Origin of the sequence: Shewanella sp. ECSMB14101 (assembly GCF_000773485.1) — a bacterium.
GTDB lineage: Bacteria > Pseudomonadota > Gammaproteobacteria > Enterobacterales > Shewanellaceae > Shewanella > Shewanella marisflavi.
This window is the reverse complement of sequence record NZ_JSFF01000029.1, coordinates 1-22,255: the sequence shown is the minus strand read 5'-3', so window position 1 is coordinate 22,255 and position 22,255 is coordinate 1. Positions and strand designations below refer to the sequence as shown.

At 48.9% G+C, this 22,255-nt stretch carries 13 protein-coding genes, 4 tRNA genes and 1 pseudogene; 5 read left to right on the top strand and 13 right to left on the bottom strand.

Going from position 1 to position 22,255, the window contains the following annotated elements; genetic code table 11:
• Positions 1-44: 44 nt before the first annotated feature.
• The 5 genes and pseudogenes from NY07_RS19675 to ubiK form a co-directional block, all read right to left on the bottom strand.
• A complete protein-coding gene (locus NY07_RS19675) occupies positions 45-815 on the bottom strand; it encodes an amidohydrolase family protein (RefSeq protein ID WP_200884320.1) in 771 nt (256 codons plus the stop codon).
• Positions 816-844: 29 nt separating this feature from the next.
• On the bottom strand, positions 845-1,384 hold the full coding sequence (locus NY07_RS19825) for an amidohydrolase family protein (protein ID WP_200884315.1): 540 nt from the start codon (positions 1,382-1,384) through the stop codon (positions 845-847).
• A gap of 588 nt (positions 1,385-1,972) precedes the next feature.
• Positions 1,973-2,770 (bottom strand): annotated as a pseudogene (locus NY07_RS16990) (sodium-dependent transporter); the annotation flags it as partial.
• Positions 2,758-3,120, bottom strand: a complete 363-nt coding sequence (locus NY07_RS16985) for a hypothetical protein (protein WP_052125876.1) — start codon at positions 3,118-3,120, stop codon at positions 2,758-2,760. The pseudogene NY07_RS16990 and the gene NY07_RS16985, both read right to left, overlap by 13 nt.
• A 431-nt stretch (positions 3,121-3,551) precedes the next feature.
• Complete coding sequence (ubiK, locus tag NY07_RS16980; protein WP_033540556.1) at positions 3,552-3,812, bottom strand: ubiquinone biosynthesis accessory factor UbiK; 261 nt, start codon at positions 3,810-3,812, stop codon at positions 3,552-3,554.
• A gap of 281 nt (positions 3,813-4,093) precedes the next feature.
• Between ubiK and rep the strand changes: the two genes are divergently transcribed.
• Entirely contained in the window at positions 4,094-6,106 is a 2,013-nt protein-coding gene (gene rep, locus NY07_RS16975; RefSeq protein WP_033540555.1) for a DNA helicase Rep, read from the top strand.
• 39 nt (positions 6,107-6,145) lie between these two features.
• On the opposite strand, the gene NY07_RS16970 is transcribed toward rep, so the two are convergent.
• The gene (locus tag NY07_RS16970; RefSeq protein ID WP_033540554.1) at positions 6,146-8,791 is read right to left on the bottom strand and encodes a sensor domain-containing diguanylate cyclase; all 2,646 of its coding nucleotides are present in this window, start codon (positions 8,789-8,791) and stop codon (positions 6,146-6,148) included.
• 218 nt (positions 8,792-9,009) lie between these two features.
• On the opposite strand from NY07_RS16970, the gene NY07_RS16965 reads away from it, so the two are divergent.
• From NY07_RS16965 to NY07_RS16950, 4 genes are all read left to right on the top strand, one after another.
• Positions 9,010-9,086 (top strand) — tRNA-Arg (locus NY07_RS16965).
• Between the two features lie 44 nt (positions 9,087-9,130).
• Positions 9,131-9,206, top strand: a tRNA-His gene (locus tag NY07_RS16960).
• A gap of 98 nt (positions 9,207-9,304) precedes the next feature.
• Positions 9,305-9,381: transfer RNA gene (locus tag NY07_RS16955), tRNA-Pro, on the top strand.
• A gap of 53 nt (positions 9,382-9,434) precedes the next feature.
• Positions 9,435-9,511 (top strand) — tRNA-Pro (locus NY07_RS16950).
• Between the two features lie 106 nt (positions 9,512-9,617).
• On the opposite strand, the gene NY07_RS16945 is transcribed toward NY07_RS16950, so the two are convergent.
• From NY07_RS16945 to NY07_RS19820, 7 genes are all read right to left on the bottom strand, one after another.
• Entirely contained in the window at positions 9,618-11,540 is a 1,923-nt protein-coding gene (locus tag NY07_RS16945; protein ID WP_033540553.1) for a bifunctional diguanylate cyclase/phosphodiesterase, read from the bottom strand.
• A gap of 8 nt (positions 11,541-11,548) precedes the next feature.
• On the bottom strand, positions 11,549-12,187 hold the full coding sequence (locus NY07_RS16940) for a transglutaminase-like cysteine peptidase (protein ID WP_373681773.1): 639 nt from the start codon (positions 12,185-12,187) through the stop codon (positions 11,549-11,551).
• An 85-nt stretch (positions 12,188-12,272) separates the two neighbouring features.
• Positions 12,273-12,878: an OmpA family protein gene (locus tag NY07_RS16935; RefSeq protein ID WP_033540551.1), complete on the bottom strand. Its 606-nt coding sequence runs from the start codon at positions 12,876-12,878 to the stop codon at positions 12,273-12,275.
• Positions 12,878-14,290 (bottom strand): TolC family outer membrane protein, encoded by a 1,413-nt coding sequence (locus NY07_RS16930; RefSeq protein ID WP_033540550.1) that lies wholly within the window; start codon positions 14,288-14,290, stop codon positions 12,878-12,880. Before NY07_RS16930 ends, NY07_RS16935 begins: the two co-directional genes overlap by 1 nt.
• A gap of 31 nt (positions 14,291-14,321) precedes the next feature.
• Positions 14,322-15,704: an HlyD family type I secretion periplasmic adaptor subunit gene (locus tag NY07_RS16925; RefSeq protein WP_033540549.1), complete on the bottom strand. Its 1,383-nt coding sequence runs from the start codon at positions 15,702-15,704 to the stop codon at positions 14,322-14,324.
• Complete coding sequence (locus NY07_RS16920; protein WP_033540548.1) at positions 15,697-17,877, bottom strand: type I secretion system permease/ATPase; 2,181 nt, start codon at positions 17,875-17,877, stop codon at positions 15,697-15,699. Before NY07_RS16920 ends, NY07_RS16925 begins: the two co-directional genes overlap by 8 nt.
• Before the next feature lie 134 nt (positions 17,878-18,011).
• Positions 18,012-22,255: beta strand repeat-containing protein (locus NY07_RS19820; protein WP_033540547.1), on the bottom strand; the 4,244-nt coding region annotated here is incomplete at its 5' end.

Below are 22,255 nucleotides of genomic sequence, written 5' to 3'. Positions count from 1 at the left end.
TTCACGAGTTTTGCTTTCGCAAGTCTTGTGTCGCTGCTGCCGATTTAGTCCAGCTTATTTTTAAAGATTTTCCCATCTTTCATGATCAGGTCGAAATTAGTGGCGGCATCGCTAATAAGGTCAATATCCTTCAGTGGGTTACCATTGACTAAGATCAGGTCGGCATAGGCGCCCTTACGCACCTCGCCGAGAACCCCTTGTCTATAGGGAGTGCGTGGACCGGCTAGAGTGAGTAACTCCGCGTTATTCGAGGTTACCATCTTCATGATCTCGTAAGGAGTAAACCAGCGCTTCATCTTGGCGACAAAAGTGCCTTGCTTGCGCGCTAATTCTTTATCGAAAAGCATGTCAGTGCCCCAGGCCATTTTAACCCCTAACTTTTTAGCGAGTTCGATGACACGATTAGTTCCCTCAGTGACTTCTATAAACTTCTTGGTGCTGACGGGGTTATCAAATTTAATGGCATCATCATCGTTGATAATGGGTTGAACTGACAGCCAAGCGCCTTTTTTCTTCATCAGCTTCAAGGTTTTTTCACTGAGCAAGTTGCCGTGTTCAATTGACTTGACGCCTGCTTCGACCGCTATCTGCGCGGCTTCATCGGTGAAGATATGTGCAAGTACATAGGTGTTATAGGTTTCAGCCACTTCGACGAAGGCTTCAAGTTCTGCCTTGGTGTATTGTCGTACGTCCAGGGGGTCATAGAGGGAAGACACTCCTCCGCCAGCGGCGATTTTGATCTGGCTGGCGCCCATACGCATCACTTCGCGGGTGCGCAGTATGACTTCTGGTACGCCGTCTGCCTGCAGCATCATTGCATTTTTTTTACCAATACCAGAGTGAGTCAGCGGGATTTGAGGGGGACCGCTTGGTAGGGGCGATAGTCAAGATGCCCGCCGGTTTGTGTGATTGGAGGGCCAGAAGGAAAGATTCTGGGCCCGATCAGCTCACCCGCATCGATTAATTTCTTAGTTGAGAACGGATTGCCACCCACATCACGTACCGTGGTGAATCCCCTGAGCAAAGTCTCTTCGGAACCGAGTGCGCCGCGAATGGCGATTTCCAGGATATCACCGGTAATGACCGTACTTTGGGCAGTACAGCAGTAAGTGGTGTGCCAATGGGCGTCAATCAAGCCGGGGATCATGGTGCGGCCGCCACCATCGATGACCTTTCCGCCTGCAACGGCGAGAGGCTCGGTAGAGACTTCAGTGATTAAATTCCCTGTTACGACAACATTCGCATTTTGAATGAGCTTTTCGTTAACGCCATCGAATACATTGACGTTAGTAAATAAAGTCACGTTACTCGTTTCTTCCGCGAAAAGCGCATTACTACTGAAAACTAGTGTTAACGAGGCCAATAAGCCAACTATTCTCTTCATGAGTGCATTTCCTTGTGAGATAAGCAAAGACGCTGCCTATCTGTCGTGGTCAGTTTTACTTGCTAAAGAGCGAGATATAGAAATCTCTCTGCTGCCCTAAAACATAATAGGTAATGTTTGGTGTGCTCGCTTTAAAAAGAGCACCGCCATGCGTGGGTGGTCTTTCGTTTCTTTATGAATGGGAGAGTTGGGGGACGACTCTGTAAGATTAAGTTTCTGTGTATTGGGCTGCACATATAAGCTCCCTTTATAGACATCCTTGCTGCCAACTTTAAACTAAAGTGGTGAGGGTGACTGTTAGACAACCCTCTTTAACAGTCTCTGACTAGCACAGTATCAGTTCTGCATAGATGATGCTATTTCACCCCTTGTGCTGTCATGAAATATTCATTTATGTCAGTAAGATCTGCCTGTCTTTGCCAACAAATAATGCTAGGTCTGGCTAAAAAATATACGCCTGCTCAGCGTTAAATACAAGTCGTTGGAGTGACAAGCAGCCCCTTAGCAATGGCTTATGACGAGGGCGAATTAAATCACCCCCGACATCTGTCTGGAAATCAGGTTCAGGCGGTATCCTTGCCCCTATTTTTAGGCGGTTAATAGCTGCAATATGATGGCCAGGATCAGCACTGGACAGACATATTTAACGTAGATAGGCCAGATGCGCCAAAAGAATCCTTTTAGGTTAGCGCCTTCTTGGGCAGCAATGGAGCTGAGCAGACTGTTTCTGTGCCATACCCAGCCGGTATACAAGGCGATACCCAGTGCAATGAAAGGTTGCGCTCGCTCCGTGGTCAAGGTGATCACCAACCCAAATAGGGCATCAAAATTAAACACCATAATTGTTGCCAGCAGGGCGATGACGGTACCGACTAGGTAGGTGGCGCGGTGACGATTGATCTTGGTTTTCTCCACCATATAGCTGGTGGGCACTTCAACGATAGAGATAGCCGATGTTAGCCCTGCTATGGTCATCAAAATGAAGAAGATAATCGCAATAATCTGCCCTAAGTTACCGCCCAAACTGTCGAAAAGCGCCGGTAATACGGTAAATACCAGGGTGTCGGCATTTAGCAGGCTACCGTCTGCGGCGAAGATCTCGACCCCATTGTGGTGTGCCACATACATGGCGGGGATGATCATCAAGGCTGCAAGAAAGGCCACGCTGGTATCGGTTAGGGTGACATAAGCGGTCAGCTTGGCCACATTTTCTTGCTGATTCAAGTAGGCGCCGTAGACCATCATGGCACCTGTTCCCACGGTTAGCGAGAAGAAGGTTTGCCCCAGGGCACCGATCAGTACTTGCGGTTCCCAAATGTTGTCAAAGTTTGGCAGTAGCAAAACCTTCAGCCCTTCGCTGGCCCCTGGTTGCATCAGAATATAGCCAACCCTTGGGTTTCCGCCAGAAATTGCACATTGGGTCTGGCTTCAGCGAAGTGAGGCTTTAGAAAATGATTTAGCCCTAAGCTGAGTCCCATGGCCAGAGAGACGCTTAATACCAGCGGTGCGAAGTATCGGCCACGCAGGCGTAAGAAGCAGAGCAGGAGCAAGGCTAAAACGGTCAAGATGCCATAGGGAGACGTCCCCGAACTGGTGAGACCATAGGCTACTTGTGCCCTAAAAGAGCTGAGATCCAGTAGAGGAAACATTGTCAGGCCGCTAAGGTAAACGGCGGCGGGAATCAAAGTTAAACCGCCCCAAAGAAGCAGTAGTTTGAACAATGGAGTCTTTGGCATCAATTTCCCCCCTCAAAAGCACTAGGCTAACCTATAAGCAGGGTGTTGGGCTAGGCTAGTATCTCGAGTGTGATTAAGCGAGAGCCGAGCAGGATGCTTCGCTGGCGACGATACTGGCAATATAGGCTGAGTTTGAAAGCAGTGGGGTTGCGGCGGATAGCATAATAAGTACTGCCTGGGCTAATCTACTTGTACAAAAATAATCGCTGTAGATAGAAGAGCGTCAGAGCACTCACCAGCGTTAGGTAAGCGAGTTAACATGAAAAATCCCTCTTGAATGACAGTTCAGGGGGAGTACCGCCATTAAATCTTAAGCTAGTCTATAGAGGCGGGCGGAGTGATGAGCAACTGTGGTCAAATAAGGGCAATAAAAAAGAGCGTCTCGCGCTCTTTTAAAGGGGGCTGCTTAGGCTGAGGCCCAGGAACAAGGGTTACACTTCGTCTTGCTGTCTGAGTCTGGCTTCCAGCGCGTCGACTTGTGCCTGCAGAGCTTCCAGTTTCTCTCGGGTTTTTAGCAGGACATGCTGCTGCACATCAAACTCTTCACGAGAGACGAGATCTAGCTTCATCAACTGATTTTGCAGTATCTGTTTGCTCTTCTCTTCAAACTCACCGGCGAACTGCTTAAGCCCGCTGGGGAGGTTATCGCTAAGTTGCTTAGCTACTTCTTCGATCTTCTTGGGATTAATCATCTTTGTTGTCCGCCATTGGCCATCTAATGCATATGCTCGAATTGTACCTAAGCCGCCTAGGATGACAACTAAAAACCTAGCGACGCACATTCTTATGTAATGTCGATCTGCCCTTGAGCTAGCAATGCTTGTTGGGATTACTTGGTGTTGCCGGCTCAGTTACAGGCGATTCTCGAAGTGGTGGCGGTATTTGGATAAATATTTTGTCTCAGCCCGGGTAAAGATTCTGGTATGATCCCTGGCCGATCTTATGATTTCTCTTGTTTGGTAACTCTTGTTCAATGAAGCTCAATCCCGGTCAAAATGATGCTGTTCACTATGTTTCTGGTCCCTGTCTGGTGCTTGCTGGCGCAGGGAGTGGTAAGACGCGTGTGATCATCAATAAAATCGCTTATCTGGTACAGAAGTGCGGTTATCAGGCGCGCAATATTGCGGCGGTGACCTTTACCAACAAGGCGGCGCGGGAGATGAAGGAGCGTGTGGCCCAGTCGATGGGGCGCAAGGAGGCCAGAGGCTTGTGGATCTCGACCTTTCACACCTTGGGGCTGGAGATCATCAAGCGAGAGTATAAGGTGGTCGGCCTTAAGCCTGGTTTCTCTTTATTTGATGACCAAGACACCCTGGCGCTGCTGAAAGAGCTTACTGAAAAGGAGTTCGATGGCGACAAGGATCTGCTGCGCATGCTGATGACGGCTATTTCCAATTGGAAAGGGGATCTGGTGATCCCTGAGCGTGCCCGCAAGACGGCCAAAGATGAGCAATCTCAGCTGTTTGCCCTGCTTTATCAGCGTTATGCTCAGCACATGAAGGCATATAATGCGCTGGATTTCGACGATCTAATCTTATTGCCGACCTTGCTACTGAGACACAATCAAGAGGTGCGTGAACGTTGGCAGAAACGGATCCAGTACCTCTTGGTGGATGAGTATCAAGATACCAACACCAGTCAGTATGAGTTGGTGAAGTTGCTGGTGGGGGAACGCGCTCGCTTTACCGTGGTGGGAGATGACGACCAGTCTATCTACTCCTGGCGTGGGGCTAAGCCGCAAAACCTGGTGCTCTTGGGGAAGGACTTTCCCAGGCTTAAGCTGATTAAGCTTGAACAGAACTATCGCTCCAGCCAGCGTATTTTGCGAGCGGCTAACATACTGATTGCCAACAACCCCCACGTTTACGACAAGTCACTGTTTAGTGAGTTGGCCTACGGCGAGCCGCTGCGGGTATTGATTGCCGCTAATGAGGAGCAGGAGGCCGAGCGTGTGGTGGCCGAGATGATTCGCCACAAGTTTGTTGGCAAGACCCAGTATGGCGACTATGCCATCTTGTATCGAGGTAACCATCAATCACGCCTGCTTGAGCGTGCCCTGATGACCAACCGTATTCCCTATAAGTTAAGTGGTGGCACCTCGTTTTTCGGCCGCGCCGAGATTAAAGATATCATGGCCTACCTGCGTCTGGTGGTGAATCCGGACGATGACAACGCCTTTTTGCGAGTGGTCAACTTGCCAAAGCGTGGCATAGGACCAGCAACACTGGAGCGCCTGGGTAATTACGCCAACGAGAAACATATCTCCATGTTTGAGGCGATTTTTCAGGCGGAGTTGAATCATCATCTACCGCCGGCGGCCATGTCGGCCCTGTATGAGTTTGGCAAGTTTATTGTCGATACCGGTGAGGCTGCGAACCGGGGCGAACCGGTAGAAGCGGTAAAACACCTGATTCGTAATATCAATTACGAAGATTACCTGTACGAAACCAGTACCAGTGCCAAGGCCGCCGAGATGCGGATGAAAAATATCTCCGAGCTCTATCGCTGGGTAACCGAGATGCTTGAAGGCGATGAGCTGGATGAAGGGATGACCCTGCCAGAGGTGGTGACTCGGCTTACGCTCAGAGACATGATGGAGCGTAACAGTGAAGATGAAGCCGGAGATCAGGTACAGCTGATGACGCTACATGCTTCTAAAGGTTTGGAGTTTCCCTATGTCTTCATGGTTGGGGTGGAGGAGCGCATCTTGCCCCATCAAACCAGCATAGATGAAGACAATGTCGAGGAGGAGCGCCGCCTTGCCTATGTGGGGATAACCCGCGCTCAGAAGGAGCTATGGTTTATGATCTGCCGTGAGCGCCGACAGTTTGGTGAGGTGATGCGTTGTGAGCCGAGCCGTTTCTTGATGGAATTGCCCCAGGATGATCTCATCTGGGAAAACCGCAAACCACCACAGTCCGAGCAGCAAAGAGTGCAATCTGGCCGCGCCAATATTGCCAACATACGGGATATGTTGAAAAAATAACGGTTCACTATGGAGAAGCAATCAAGCTAGCGCTATCGCTTAGGCGGAGATGCAGCCGCTTTGCGTTTGCTGTTCTGGTAGGGTGCTGGGATCGATAGACTCGCCCAGTGCTTGCCCTTGCCCCTGAGCAAAGCCGAGGCTGACCAGCTGCTGCCTGTGCAGATCGGTTTTGACGCCTTCTACAAATAGCGTCAGTTCTAGCGCCGAAGCCGTTAGCTGATGGGCTTTTAGCAGTTTCTTTTGCTGTGGATTATTGAGGTGGCTGATATAGCTGGGATCTAGCTTGAGGCCACTCAAGGGCAGGAAGCTAAGGCTATTTAGCGCGGTATGGGCGCTGCCATAGGCACACAGACCTAGTTTTATCGCCTGTTTATCTAGGATGTCAAAGGCCTGTATGTGGCTGTCACTGTCTTCAACAAACGCCTTTTCACTAAAGAAGAGCCAGATGGCGGAGGCGTTAAAGTAACTTTGTTTAATGCGATTTTTGAGTTTGCGCACCGCATGTTTATGTTTGAGGTGCTGGCTGGCGATCTTGATGTGCAGCTGCACATCGCCACTGAGTTGCTGCATTAGTTTGGGGTAATCGACATTAAGCTGATCAAACAGGTAGAGATCTAACTCCTTGGTCAGATTGCAGTGCTCGGCAATATTATTGAGCTGATCTTGCTTTATTTTCCCCAATTGTTCGTGCTGCCAGTATAGTCTGGGCTCCAAGGCAATAATCTCTTGCTCTGCCAAGGCCATGACAGGAAAGTACTGTAGCGCCAAGTCCTGTTTGGCAATCGCTTCTCTTAGTTCGATTTCTAATGTGACGTCATGGCTTTGTTGATGGGTCGTGCTGTTGTCGAAGACCACAAAGCAGCCTTTGCCATTGGACTTTGCCTGGTACATGGCAGCGTCGGCATCCTTAAGCAAGGACTCGCTGGTGTCGCCACTGCTTTGGCCACTAAACGCGATACCTATACTGGCGCCAGAGGTAAAGTTCTGGTTAGACAATTGGTAAGGCTCGCTCAGTTCTCCCAGAATGCGCTCGGCGACTTCGATGGCGTCACTATTGCTGTTGATACCATCGAGGAGAATGACAAACTCGTCACCGCCAATCCGGCCTAAGGTGTCGTTGCTGCGGATACAGAGGTTGAGACGGCGGGCGGTCTCAATGAGGAAGCGGTCGCCTTGCAGATGCCCCAGAGTATCGTTGATCAGCTTAAAGCGGTCGAGATCGATAAACAACAGGGCAAACCTGTCTCTAGCGTGGCGTCTGACATGTTTGACCGCCTGTGCCAATCGCTCCATGAACATGGCGCGATTGGGAAGTCCTGTGAGGGTATCGTGATTGGCATCATGTACCAGCTGCCTTTCTACCTTACGGCGCTGGGCGATCTCTTTTTCCAGATCTTGGTTGAGCATGGCTAAGGCGCGGGTACGCTGCGCGACTTTCTCTTCGAGTTGTTCGTAACTTTGCTTTATGGACTCGGCCGATAATTTACGCTCGATCGCCGCCGCTATGTGTTGCGACACGAAGGTGAGCAGATCCAGATCTTTCTCTTGATAGGTTTGTGAGGGGGTAAAGCTGTAGATGGTCAGCGCTCCCTTCACGATTCCCTGAATGAACAGGGGCACGCCTATCCAATGATGTATCGTTTCGGCATTGTTAAGCTCTGGCGCTTTAGCATAGAGCTGCCCCGCATTGATCAGGGCCTTGATATCATTGCCATCGAGTAACAGAGGACGTTTATGCTTTAGAATGAATTCGGTCAGTCCATCTGCAAGAGGGCGCTTTTGCGGTGAGCCAACATTTAGCTGAGAGACGTAAAAAGGAAAATGTAATTCGCGGCCATTATCTTCCAACAGAGCAATATAACAGTTGTTGGCTGGCAATAGATGTCTGAGCACCCGATGCAGTTCACTATAGAAAGTGTTGTGATCCATGGTCGAGTTTGACAGCTCGGCGATCTCAAACAATGACTTTTGCAGGCTCTCTGCGCGGCGTCGCTCGGTGACTTCCTGTTTGAGCTTATCATAGGCAACACTGAGCTCTTTAGTTCTGTGCTCAATTGCTGCTTCGAGATTATGTTGATATTGAACCCGCTCAATAACACCAGAGATATGTTGACTGATAAAGGTCATCAACTCGACCTCGATCTCCCCATAACTGATATTGGGATCATAACTCTGTACGGCGATCACTCCTATGGTCTGATCGCTACTGAAAATCGGTACCCCTAACCATTGGTGGCAGCTAGAACCACGGCTGACAATTTCTTCGGCGGCCAGCAGTTGTTCAAATTTGTCATCATCACACAGTAGCGGCACTTGAGTGCGCATTACATAGCCAGTGAGACCGCTATTGAGCGTGGCTGATAACTCTTCGCTGGGATATAGCTGGCTGGGATGTTGATCTTTTTCATCGACAAAGAAGGGCACCGCTAACTTGTTGGTGTCACGGTTGGCGATAGCGATAAAAAAGTTGTCGGCGGGGAGGAGTTTGTTGAGATTGGTTTGAATGCCAGCGTAAAAGTCTTCGGCGCGCTCTACGCGAGCAGCCAAGTTGGAAATATCCAATAAGGTATTCTGGATTATCTCAGATCGCTTGTACTTCCGAGCCAGGCTCTTTAAGCGAGATATCCTTTTGTATAAACGGCCAACTTCATGAAGTGGATGCTGGTCTGTTTTATCCCTAAACATGGTTCCGCCAATCACAAGTAGTTATAATTTTTCGCTACGATCTGGGGTAATGGTTATAAATAGCATAAAAAAACACCATCACCAAGTCATTATTTTGACGTTGTCAGCTTAATAACGCTTCAAATATGCTAAAACTTGAGCAAACGCGTAAAAAAAAGCGTGTTTGCTATAGACGTGCAGTAAAATAATCCATACTATATGCGGCGCTAACAAGGCAGGCACCCATAGCTCAGCTGGATAGAGCGCACCCCTCCGGAGGGTGAGGCCGAGGGTTCGAATCCTTCTGGGTGCACCAGTTGGATAAGAAGCCAAGTTAGTGTAAAGAAGTCAACATCAGTGGTGATTGTAGCTCAGTTGGTAGAGCCCCGGATTGTGATTCCGGTTGTCGTGGGTTCAAGTCCCATCAGTCACCCCACTTCTTCTTGCAGTAGACTTCACGAGTCACTCAGGTAGCCGTTAGGCCATTTAGTAAACGTGAAGCAGAGGCGGCACCTCGTAAAATATCCATTGTTTCGGTGATTAGCGCAGCCCGGTAGCGCATCTGGTTTGGGACCAGAGGGTCAGAGGTTCGAATCCTCTATCACCGACCACTTTCAAAAATAGTGATTCTTATTAGAGTCGGTATTGAGTACAAAAAGATTTTCGGTGATTAGCGCAGCCCGGTAGCGCATCTGGTTTGGGACCAGAGGGTCAGAGGTTCGAATCCTCTATCACCGACCACTTTTAGAGAAGCCCTTCGAGTAATCGAAGGGCTTTTTCTTTATCTAAATCAAAATGATGCTTCTATCTTAGTTATAAAAAAGCCGCATGAAGCGGCTCTTTTGTTTTATAGCTCTACGCGAGTGGGCGGATAGATATATCCCATGTAGGCATTAGTCTTCAGCGGCTCGAAGCGCGCTAGCTGAGGCTGCTCCTGAATGCCTGTGACAATGATTTGGATCTCAAGGCCTCTGGCAACGTTGACTAAGGCGCGGCACAGCTCGCTGTTGTGCTCGTTCTCATCATAATAGGCAAAGGATTGATCCAGCTTGACGTAGCTTGGCCTTAAACTTTGCAGGTAAGACATAGAACCAAACTGACGGCCGAAATGGTCGATACCAAAATGAGCACCGTTATCACGAATGATGTTACACAGTGCCTGACAAGCGTCTGGATCACTGTAGACACCGGCCTCAGGGATATCAAACACGATACGTTGCGCCAGAGGGGTATTACGCAGGAACTTATTCAGCCACTGGTGGAAGTTGGCATCGCTGAGGCTGTTAAAGGTCAGGTTGATGGCCACAGGTTCATAGTGACGCTCCAGCAGGCCGTTATCGACTATGGTCTCTATCAGGCATCTGTCTAGCAGGGAGCCTAAAGAGAGCAGCTCCACATAAGGCATAAATTGCCCGGCGTGTATCTCCTTGTCCCCAATCGTTAATTGGCAATAGAGTTCACGCTGTACCACCTCTTCCTTACCACTGAGGTAGACAGGCTGCCACTTGAATTGGAAGTTCTTGCCAGTGATAGCTTTGCTCAGGTGCTCACGCCACTGCTCGCGGGTGTAGAGCTGTTTCTCGTTGCTCTTAAACCAGTGGAACACCTTATTCTCGGCAATTGCCTTTTGCAGCGCGTTATCCGTCTGCGCCAGGATGTCTGATACCGTCATGTGATCGGTGCGCTGGGCGATACCTATGGCAAATTGCTCATTAGGTTTACAGCCAGCCTTTGAGATCTCCTGATTGACGGTTCTGATCAGAGTGTGCAGGTATTTGCTGCTCTGTTCCTGCTCGGCACTGGTGATCAAAAAGGCAAATTCATAGGCGGCAATACGCGCAATGACAGAGGGAGCGACATCGTCGAGTTGCGCTTGCATCTTTTCTGATAGCAGACGTATGGTTTCGTCACGTACCTGGTAACCATACTTACTGTGTACCTCTTCTAACCAGTCGAACTTGGCCATCATCAAGGAACCGTTGTTGGGTTCGCTGAGCCAGCTGTTGAGGCGTCCCATCATATACTGACGATTAGGGAGTTTAGAGACCTGATCGACCAGGTTCTTTTTACGTAACTCGGTCACCTCTTCATCCAGTGAACTAAAGATCTGCTTGAGCTGATGAGACATGCTATTGAAGGCTTGGACCACAGACTTGAGCTCTGATGTCTTGGGGATAGCCATATCTGGGCCAAACTTGCGCTGAGCGATCTCAGAGGCGTGCTCGGCGATCTCATGCAGTGGGCGTAGTATCCAGGTGAGGCCGAAACGTGCCAGCATGATGGCAAGCAAAAACAGAATGGAGATAACTATGATGGCGTTGGTTAGGGTGCGCCACAGTTCGTTATAACCAAAGCCCGGATGAGCGGTGATCTCTAGCTTGGCTAACTGGATCCAACCTGAGGTGATGGTGCTTTCACGCTTGATGGTCTCGAAGAATCCCAAATCGATAAACCATTGAGGCACACCTTCGATTTTCAGATCGTTTTCCCATACCTGCTGTTTGCCATCGACCAGCCAGGTCAATTTGACCTGTTGATAGTAGCCGCCTTCAAAAATCACGTTGATCAGCGTCTCGGCGCCGACTATGTCACCCGCTTCGAGATCAGGAACCAGCATGATCCCCAGGCTATGGCTGGTGTTATTGAGATCAGACTCCATCTGCTTGGTTAAAAAGCTTTGTGTCTCGGTAAATTGCACATAAGCCAAGCTGATGACAACGACCAAAAACAGGCCAAAAAGCAGTGAGTATATCTGTCGAAACAGTGTCATTGTTTTCGCTACTCCAATCTTAAGATAGGCATATTGAGTCGTTTAACACCTAATCTATTTTTGAGATCATTCCATTTTTCAAGGCGTTCAGATGAGCCTGCCAGCACACCACGACCTTTCTCTTTGTTTAGCCACAATTGTCGACCGTTAAAACTGTATACGGGGATCAAATCTTGCCTTTGCGTGGCGGGCTTTATCTGTCTGTCTAAGTTGTCCAATACCAAGGGGATGGAGCCCGGCGTCTCATAGTAGGCCAATACCATGTGGTATTGATTTACAGAGGTTGCTTTGACCATAGTGATACGCAGCTTGTCATCGGGAATGCCCAATTGCAGCAGGGTAAAATATTTGGCGATAGAAAAATCTTCGCAATCGCCACCATTTACTCCGATGAACTCCATTGGACTTGCCCAATAGTTGCTGACACCCCATAGCTTGATGTCGTCGACAAATCTAAACAGATTGAAAAAGTTATTTACCTTGGTGATCTTCTCTTGTTCACTCAAGCCTTGCGCTTCATCCAGCACCTTAAACCAGGCGTCTACACGCATGCCTGCACGCCCACCATAGCGAGCCTCTAGTGTGGATTTTATGTAGCCAGCATCGAGTGTTTGTGTCGGAGAAGCGTACAGGCAAGAAAACCCCATGGCCGTTGCCACAACACAAAGTTGGCAGACCCTTTGAAAGCGCTTTTGCCTGCCAAATTTTGCCTTCATCTTCTCCGACTATTTTTTATTTTACTTGTTCATCAACTGTGTAGATATGCCACTTCATATCAGCTTTGGTATCTTCACCCGTCACTTCGGCGATTACGCGGCGATTGCGGGTATGTGCCATCTGAGTATGAGTTGGATCTACGGGTCTGTCGTAGCTATAACCAATGGCTGTCAGACGATCGGTGTCGATACCAAAACGTTCAGAAAGCAGTGAGGTCACCGCGTTAGCTCTGTTTTGTGATAACGTCAGGTTATGCTCATAGCTACCCGTTTTACTGCAGTGACCTTCGATGGTGACCTTAGTACTAGGGTACTGTCTCATGAAAGTCGCTACCATTTCTACTTGATCATAATATTGGGGATCAATATAGAAAGAGTCATTGGCAAACAATATCTTAAGTTCTTGACGTTCATTGATGGGTTTAATTTTACCGCAACCATAGTTGTCTATGGTGGCGCCTAAGACAGTATCGTTGCAACGCTCACGCGCTACGATTACACCGTCTTTATCATTGTCGTTAAGATCGAATACCTGATTGGTCGGACTGTCCATGGTGACTATGTCACGAGAACCACAACCGCCAAGTAAGGCAAGGCTTATAATAATCAGTAAAGCTTTCATTATTTCACTCCCCCTTCGTATTCGCGCTCACCTTTCCAGACATCGGGGCGAGTCACACGAAGTGATTCCAGTAGTCTACCTGTCGCGTTAAGGATGCGATATTCAGAAAGAATTTCGTCATATTCGGCATCGAGATAATCTTTACGCGCTTCAAACAGTTCGTTTTCAGTATCCAGCAAATCCAATAAGGTGCGTTGGCCCAGATTGAACTGCTGACTGTAGGCGACTTGGGTATCTTTTGCGGCAATGACATGATCGCGAATATACAGCTTTTGTGGCTCAAGCATTTCGTAGGCATTCCAGGCTAGGTTAACCCCTTCGACAACTTGGCGGTAGGCACGTTGGCGGATCTCTTTTGCTTCACCTACTTTGTAAGCCGCTTCTTTTTCGCGGGCCAGATCTTTACCACCGGCAAATAGGTTGTACTTAACGCGTACCATGGCGACGAGGTCATTGCTGTGGCCGCCGACATTTTGGTTAGCAAAAACTGAGTAACCATCTTCACCGTCTATGTTGTCGTTCCAGTTACCGCCAAGCTCTAATGATAGCTTTGGATAGTAGTTGGACTTGGCCGAAGAGCGCTCATTCTCCGCTGCCGAAATATCGCTTGTAGCGGATTTCAGAATTGGGTGGTTTTCCTGAGCGACTTTAAGACCGTCGGAAAGATCCGTTGGTAGCATGTCGTCATCAGGCACAGGAACGATCAGGTTTTCAGGCTCTTTTTCAACAATACGAATAAACTGCGCCTTGGCATCGTAGAAGTTGTTCTTTGCTGCAATCACGTTGGCATTAGCGCGCGCTAGACGACCGGTTATTTGCGAAAGATCGGCGATTGAGCCCAGACCTGAGTCGGTACGTTGCTTGATCTGCTCGTAAATGTCTTTGTGACTCTGTAGGTTTTTCTCTGCCAGGGTTAGCACCTGTTCGCTACGAATATAGTTGATGTAGACCTTAGCCACATCTAGGGCAATATCTTCTGCCGCAGCAAATAGCGCCCATTGGTCGGCACTGGCTTCGAAGCTGTAACGATCAACCTCGCTTGAGGTATAAAAGCCGTCAAATATCATCTGTTTGATGCTGAATCCGACTTCACCACGCATTAATTCGATAACACCATCATCGTCCACATCGCCCTGTCCTGCACGACGTCTGGTCGATGGACTGTTGGTCTGCTCCCAACCGTAACCACCGCTGATGTCGATACTTGGCATATAACCAGCTCTCGCTTGGTTGACCTGTTCTTCTCTTGCTTTAAAGCGATTGAACGCGATGCGAATATCCGGATTGGTATCCAGCGTATGGGCAACAGCCTGTTCAAGCGTTTGGCTAGAAGCTGCCCCAGGTATCAACATCGCACTAACAGCGAGTGCCATGGCACTGCGCTTTAGTTGATGTATGGTTTGCTTACTCATTTGGTTAACCCCCCTGGTTATTGTTGTGAACTTATCGTTCACGCAGAGCAGTGTCTCTTGCTCTCAAAATTGGATTAAGTATGTACTCTAGAACGGATCTTTGCCCAGTGATCACATCTACCGAGGTTAACATGCCTGGTATGATGGGCATCTGGGTGCCATCCTCTTTCGTCAAACTTGATAGTTCAGTTCTAACCCTTACAAGATAGAAACTGTTTCCTTCTTCGTCCTGTGTTGTATCGGCACTAATGTGCTCCACAACGCCGTTGAGGCCTCCATAACGAGTGAAGTCGTAGGCGGTGACTTTGACAACGGCGGGTAAGCCAGGATGTAAAAACGCAATATCTTTTGGAAGAATCTTGGTTTCGATCAGTAGTTGGTCTTCAGACGGGACTATCTCTATGATGTCGATTCCCGGCTGTACAACTCCCCCCAAGGTATTCATATGGATTGTTTTAATGGTGCCATTGACCGGTGAAACAATTTCGGCCTTGCTGACCTTATCGCGTGCACCGACCTGAGCCTCGCTCATACGAGACAGACGGGTTTGCATCTCGTTTAGCTGAGTTCGCACCTCGGCGGCATAGACAAATACCGCTTCTCGCCGCTTCAGAATCGCTTCATCCTGTGAGGCTTTCACCTTAGGTCTGAGCAGTCTGACCGAGCTTAACTCGCCACGAATGTCGTTGACGATACGCTCGAGCTTAAGCAGTTCCACTTCGGGCACTATGCCTTTATCTGCCAAGGGGCGTGTGAGCTCCAGCTCTCGGGTCACTAGCTGGAAACTGGTGGTCAAGGTGCTAATTTTTGAGGCGAGCTCTTCGGTTTCTTGCTGTTTCTGCTGGATCTGCCGCGCAAGGATTTCTAGCTGATTGCTTAGATTATCCAATCGGCCCGCGTATTCATCTTTTTGGCGCGCGATCAAGTCAGGCTCGCTGTCGATCAGTGACTGAGGAAACTGCAGTGGTTGTTTGACGATCTTGACCTGTTCGCGCCAATCGGTGGCCACATCTGAAATCGTGATGCTGTTAAGCTCGGCGCGCAGGCGAATCACGTTAGCTTGTAGGCTGTATACCTCTTGTTCTTGCTGGGCGAAGTCTGAACGAAAACGCGTATCATCGATTCGCACCAAGGGCTGGCCCTTAGTGACCACCATGCCTTCGTGTACATAGAGATCCTGCATGATGCCGCCATCCAAACTTTGGATCACCTGCACTTGAGATGAGGGAATCACCTTACCCGTTCCTGTGGTTACTCGGTCGAGCTCGGCAAAATAGGCCCAAAGCAAAAAGCTGAAGGCGAGGGCGGTAAGTGCCCAGATGATCAGCCTGTGACTGGTAGGCGCATCTGTCATCATGGCGCCATAGACGTCATCGACCATCTCGAGATCATGGGTCGTTAAGTGCTTACTCACTCTTTGGCCCTCCAGACAGCAGGCCTTTGGCTAGCTGGTTGAGCACCTGATCTTTAGGACCGTCGGCGACCAGATGACCTCGGTCAAGCACTATGATGCGATCAACTAGATTCAGCAGATGCATCTTATGTGTGATAAGTAGTAAGGTGCGCTCCTTGGAGACATTGCGCATGGCACGGATAAACTGCTTCTCGGCTCGGGCATCCAAACTAGCCGTTGGCTCATCCATTAACAATACCGGTGGATCGTTTAAAGTGGCTCTTGCCAGGGCGATAGTTTGCCGCTGCCCGCGACTGAGTGCTTGTCCACCTTCACCAACCTGTTGATCGAGGCCTTCGGTTTCGATATCGGTGAATTGATTGACGCCCGACAATTGCACCGCGCGGATAAGTTGATGCTCGGTCACCTGACGGGTACCGAACAAGATGTTATCGCGGATCGAACCATGAAATAGGGTAATGTCCTGAGGCAGGTAACCAAAGTTTCTACGTAGATCCGTTGGGTGGATCTGTGCCGAATCCAGACCGTCGTAACGCAGGCTGCCTTTGGTTGGCTGGTACAGACCGACAAGTAGCTTAGCTAGAGTACTCTTGCCTGAGCCGTTGCGACCTATGATGGCGATACGTTCCCCTGGTGCTATCGACAAAGACATAGGATGCAGCACCGGACGCTCTGAACCTGGGTAGTTAAAGCTGATATGGTCGGCATTTATCTGCCCCATCAGGCGCTGCTTACTGACCAAATGACCTTTATTCTCAAACTCATCTTCTTGAGTCATGATCTGGTCTAGCTGACGTAAAGCGCTGGCGGTGTGATTGCCGCGAGTCATGAGATTGGCTAGTTGTGCCATGGGCGAGATCGCCCGGCTCGACAGGATCACCGCCGCGATAATTCCCCCCATGGAGATCTCATTGTCGGCGACGCGATAAACACCGAGTATCACCACACATACAACCGATAGCTGTACCGTAAAGTTGGCGACGTTAGTGACAGAGGTTGAGATCTTTTTCACTTTTAGCTGCCAGTTAGCCGTGTGGCCGATCATCTGCTGCCAGCTTTTTTGGACTAAGCCTTCGGCTCCACTGGATTTTATCGATTCGATAGAGGCGAGGGATTCAATAAGGTGACCATGTTTTAGTCCGGAAAATTTGTTGCTCTCTTCGATAGCGGCTTTGAGCTTAGGCTGCATGATCAGGGTGTAGATAATGATAATAGTCCCGCCGATAAGCGGAATAATGGCCAGGTCGCCGGCGACTATATAGATGATGATCATGAAGAAAATAGCAAAAGGAAGATCGACCAAAGTGGTGATGGTTGCCGAGGTTAAGATGTCCCGGATGCTATCAAACTCCCCGAGCTGTCTGGCCATGCCGCCGACGCTGGGAGAGCGTTTCTCAAGAGGAATGCCGATTGCCTTAGCAAACAGGCGTGATGACACTATGATATCGACTTTTTTACCGGCAACGTCGATAAGGTAGGCCCTAAGCTGTCGCATGACGAGGTCGAAGATATAGGCTATACCCGCACCGATAGCCAGTACCCACAGGGACTCAAATGCCAGGTTGGGCACCACCTTGTCATAGACATTCATGATGAACAGTGGTGAAACGAGGGCAAAGAGGTTAACCAGTACCGAGGCGATCAGGGCATCCCGGTAGATGGGGGCTGAATCCTTTAAGGTTTGCAGTAGCCAATGGGTGCGACTGTCGTGTAGATGCAGATCTAGGCCCATGTCACCGCGATATTGCTGCTTAACCAGGAACAGATAACCCACATACATGGCTTCGAGTGACTCTATGGTGAGCTCTTCCTCTCCCCCGGTTTCAGGCAGTTGGATCACCGCCCTGTCTTTGTCTATATCGATCTCGCGCAGCAAACAGGCATTTTTGTCTTTGAGTAGCAAGATGCAAGGCAGCAGGATTGGGGAGATCTGATCGAGCCCTTTACGGGTGAGTTTAGCCGCTAGGCCTGCTCGACTCGCAGCCTGGGGGACAAGTTCGGGTGTCAAAATACTACCTGACAGCGGAAGACCAGCGGCTAAAGATTCGCTGGAGCAAGGACTGCCGAAGTATTCGGTCAATAAAACTAAACTGTCTAACAAGGGATCGACAGTCACTCTTTGGGAGGCTGAAACTGTCCATTGTTCAGTTTTTGGAGACGCTGAAGCTTGCACCTTAAAAACTTATCCTTAAGATTTTATTAAAAAATTATCGTAGAACAATTATAGAAGTAATACCAAAACATAACAAAAGTAAAAATGACACCAATTAGCTGGAAACTAGTTGGTGTCATTTGTTATTGACGGGTTTAAGGTATTAGATGCTGGATCTGTCCGTCGTCATCATGAGTTGCAGGAACGGCGAAGCTCGAGGCCGACTCAGTTGAGCTGGCGTTATCCACTATCAGCGCTCCGTTACCGTCATTGCCCAGCAAGCCATTAATGATCTGGCCATCAGTTGTGCCTAGGTAGCTTAAATCGACACCGTCGAGCACTATCGTTTGATCCACATGGCCGTCATTATTGGCATCGATTTCAATTGTGGTTGAGCCATTGTCCACGGTGAAGTGCAGGTAATTTTCCAAATTCCCGGCATTTTCCCCTTGAAGCAGATCACTCAGATCCAGCTTATCTTGGTTGATATTGAAATCGGTAATGTGGTCTGTGCCAGTATCGCCTTGCTGCCAGACGAAGGTGTCCGTTTCGCTATCGGCTTTACCACTGCCACCAGTTAAGGTGTCGTCACCCAAGCCGCCGATGAGGATATCTTCGCCAGCACCGCCGATGAGCTCATCGGTTCCCATGCCGCCAAGCAATAGATCATCGCCACTACCACCATGAAGCTCATCATCACCGCCTTGACCGAAGAGGATGTCATCTCCTTGGTTGCCGGCAAGAATGTCGTCGCCATCATTGTCGCGAGAGGTATCTAACAGGGCTGGGTTGGCCGCCACAAATTCGTGAACATCTTGTATGGTGACGGTTGAAGTGTCTTCACCCAATTGCAATGCTACATATTTTTGCAGCGCCGCATAGCCTTGGCCGTCGATGCCGTCAAACTGTACGAGATCGCCAAAGACGATATCATTGCCTTCACCAGCGTTAACCGTGTCATCACCCTGAAGCAGCATCTGCTTCGAGCCTAAGATGATACTCGCCAGATCGCTGATATTGATATTGGTGGCTACGTTACCATCTGAATCATAAGGGGTAAGCTTATTAAGGCTAATACCGTTACCTATGCCGATAGCTTCGACATTAGATAGGGTGCTGAGCACCTGGAAGGCTACCTGTGCTTCAGACTCTGCGGTGACGTCTGTGCCATTACCATCACTGTAACCTGAGGCTATTTTCGCGACATAGTAGTCGCCATTTTCGTCTACCCTGATAGAGCCAATTTGGCGACCATCCATATCGTATCTTGAATAGCCCGACCAGTAGTTAATGTTGCCGTATTCGTCAACTATCACTTTTCCGCGATAAGTTAACTCTTTTCCTGGAGTGTAATCATCAAGAAGATCTGATAGCGTTCTATCGTCTCCGCTTCTGTAATTATCGGTATAATAAACCCACACATCTTCAGGATCGGCATCAACGTTGTAGTTGTTGGTTTCACCATCGGTGATGAAGTAGGTCAGGTTAGTACCTGTATTTGACGCTGCCGAACCATGAGAGAACCAATCGATTACTGTTTCAAATGCTGCCTCATAGTTAGTTCTGCCATTGTCGCTGGAGATTTCGGCCAGTACGCTGGAGAGCTTAGAAATAGCTTCTGAATCGGCTAGGTTTACGGCCACATGTGCCTTAGTGCCGCTATTAAAGTCGACGAGTAATACGTTTACTGTACCGGAAGTCGCACCACCAACGCTGGCCTTCAGTGTATTGAAGACTTGCAGCAGCTGCTCCTTAGCTGAGTCGATTCGATTCGATCCCATGCTTCCTGATGAGTCTAGGATAAAGGCAACGTTGTAGTTTTCGCCCTGTATTACCTGGATGCCAGTTGTATCACTGACGATGACATCATTGTCTTGGCCACCATTGATCACATTATCGCCATCAGTGCCGTTGTCATAGTGATAGTTTCTCAGTGAAACATCCAGCAGCGTCTGGCTAGAGGCACTATCATGGTTGCTTTGTTCAACCGAGCTGGCCTTGATAGTTAATGTAAATTCCAAATCGCCATTGTAGTTGTCGTCTGCCTTGATGCTGAGGTTGCCCAGTTGATTAACATCGACAGTCCAGCTTCCATCTGCATTGAGGGTACCGCTTGATAGGGAGACGCCCCTTGGAACACCTTGAATGGTGACATCTGTCAGTGACTCACTACCATCTTTATCGACGAGCGCGATGTTTATATCCAGGGCCACTTCGCCTTGAACGACGTTACCTGTGGTGGCGCTTAGTATTGGCGCATCGGCGACGGCAATCACATTCAGATCAAAAGTAGCCGAGTCACCCGTACTGGTCAGGTATTCAATCTGTGGTAGCGTACCGCTCCAATGTAGATTCGGTTCGAAAGTAAAGCGACCATCCGATTGGATACTCAGTTTGCCTTCGGCAAGGTCAATGACGCTGCCATCTGCCTGGTATGTCTTTCCTGACAGTTTAAAGCTAACAATAGATAACTCGTCATCGGGATCGATATCATTGGTAAGCAGATTACCTGACAAGTCATGATCTTCTGTTCCGCTGATGCTATCATTTACCGCTTCTGCATAGTCACTGACAGATACAGTAATAGTGGACGCAGCTTTCTGCCCCAGAGCATCAACCCCGACGACGTTAATGCCGCTTATCACTAGATTTTCGGTAGAAACATTATGTGGGAAAGAGGCCAATAGTTCGGCAGTAACACTCACGCTTCCTTCTTCGCCACTTTCAATACGGTCACCATTGAGGGTGAGACGAATAGCCTCTTTACCCATAAAGGTACCGATGAGCTGCCCTTCATCGTTGAATGACCAGCTTATCTTAGCATTGACGCCTGAAACTTGAATGCTGTCCGTATCGCCAAACTGGAAAGCTGAAATCGACTCACTGCCAGACTTAAAGCGTAACGTCTGTATATCTGACTCAGCACCATCTTTGTAGAGATCGGCTTCGCTTAGCAGTGATATTGCGTTTGAGGTCAATGCCGTTGGTGCTGTAGTTGTACTGCCTGGTGCATCCAAGTCGACATGGATAGAACCTGTCGAGGTATCGCCATCGCTGTCGGTAACATCGACAACGAAGTCGAGATCTACGTCCACAGTAGAGCTGACAATATTCTCGGCTGAAGTCCCAGTAAACTGGAAGTTAGCGTGATTATCTAGCGCACTGGTTGAGACTTCGATATAGCTTATCTCGCCTAGGTTACCTATGGTTTGACCGCTAGTGACATCACCTTCACCGAGCAGATTACCATTGGCGTCATATGCCTTGAAATGTACGTAGGTTGCTCCGTCAAAGGCGATAGAGGCAGAGGCCACGTTGTTGGCATAATCAATGATCATGACTTCGCCTTGATCAACGAATGCATTCGCGACACCGAAACCGTTAGTGTTACCGTTCACCGTACTGGAAATGTTGCCAGAGGTAGAGGTTAGAGTGAACACCATTGCATTGCTAGGATCAACATCATTGATATCGTTATCTATGATGTAGTTAGTGCCGTCGAAGGTGACGTAAACCGCTGGTGTATTACCGCCTTTACCGCCACTCATGTTGGCCACTGTAACACTGCTCAGTTCATCAATAGCTTGTTTTAAATCTAACAGATAGCTATCGCTATTAGGGTCGATAGCTAGAGTAAAGATTACCGATTGCGCGCTATTGCCTGAATCATAGGCCGAAGGTGTTCCGCTGGTATCAGAGTAGGCAATCAATATTCCTGGGTTGGCTGGATCGACATAGTAGAATACCGTCAGGCCACCTGCTGTAATGCCAGAGTCTGAGAAGGTACCGGTTCCAGAAATATTGCCTGAGAGATCGGCACTAAAGTCCTGATCGGCACCATCTACATTAATAACTCCATTGTAGATACCTTCGGCATTCTTTCCTGCCAAGTCTAGCGGATCGAGTGTTACGCCATCATCGATGACTTTAACTGAAACAGAACCTGTGGCAGTTGCATTAGATGCATCTGTTGCTACTACTGTTATGCCATTAATGATGAGTTCATCGACATTAGTACCATGAGGCAAGTTATCCAGTAGGGTCACAGTGACAGTCACTGAGCCTGTTGAGCCAGCGCTGATCGTGCTGCCAGACAGGCTAAGCTGAAGCACAGGATTACCACCTATGCTGCCGATCAAGTTGCCCGCTCCATCTAAGCTCCAGCTAATGCTTGCATCAAGGCCGCTAATATTAATATCGCCAATGTTGCCGAAGGCAAAGCCAGTAACATCGTAAGCCCCTGCTGTGAAGCTCAGGGCTGAACTGTCACTGTCGGTCGCTGTGCCTTGGGTATTGGCATCATCGACTGTGAGGTCAACATTATTGTTTCCTGTAATTAGAGCATTGACGGTGATATTTACCGTTGTCGTTTCGGTGACGCCGCCCGAGGTAACGGTGT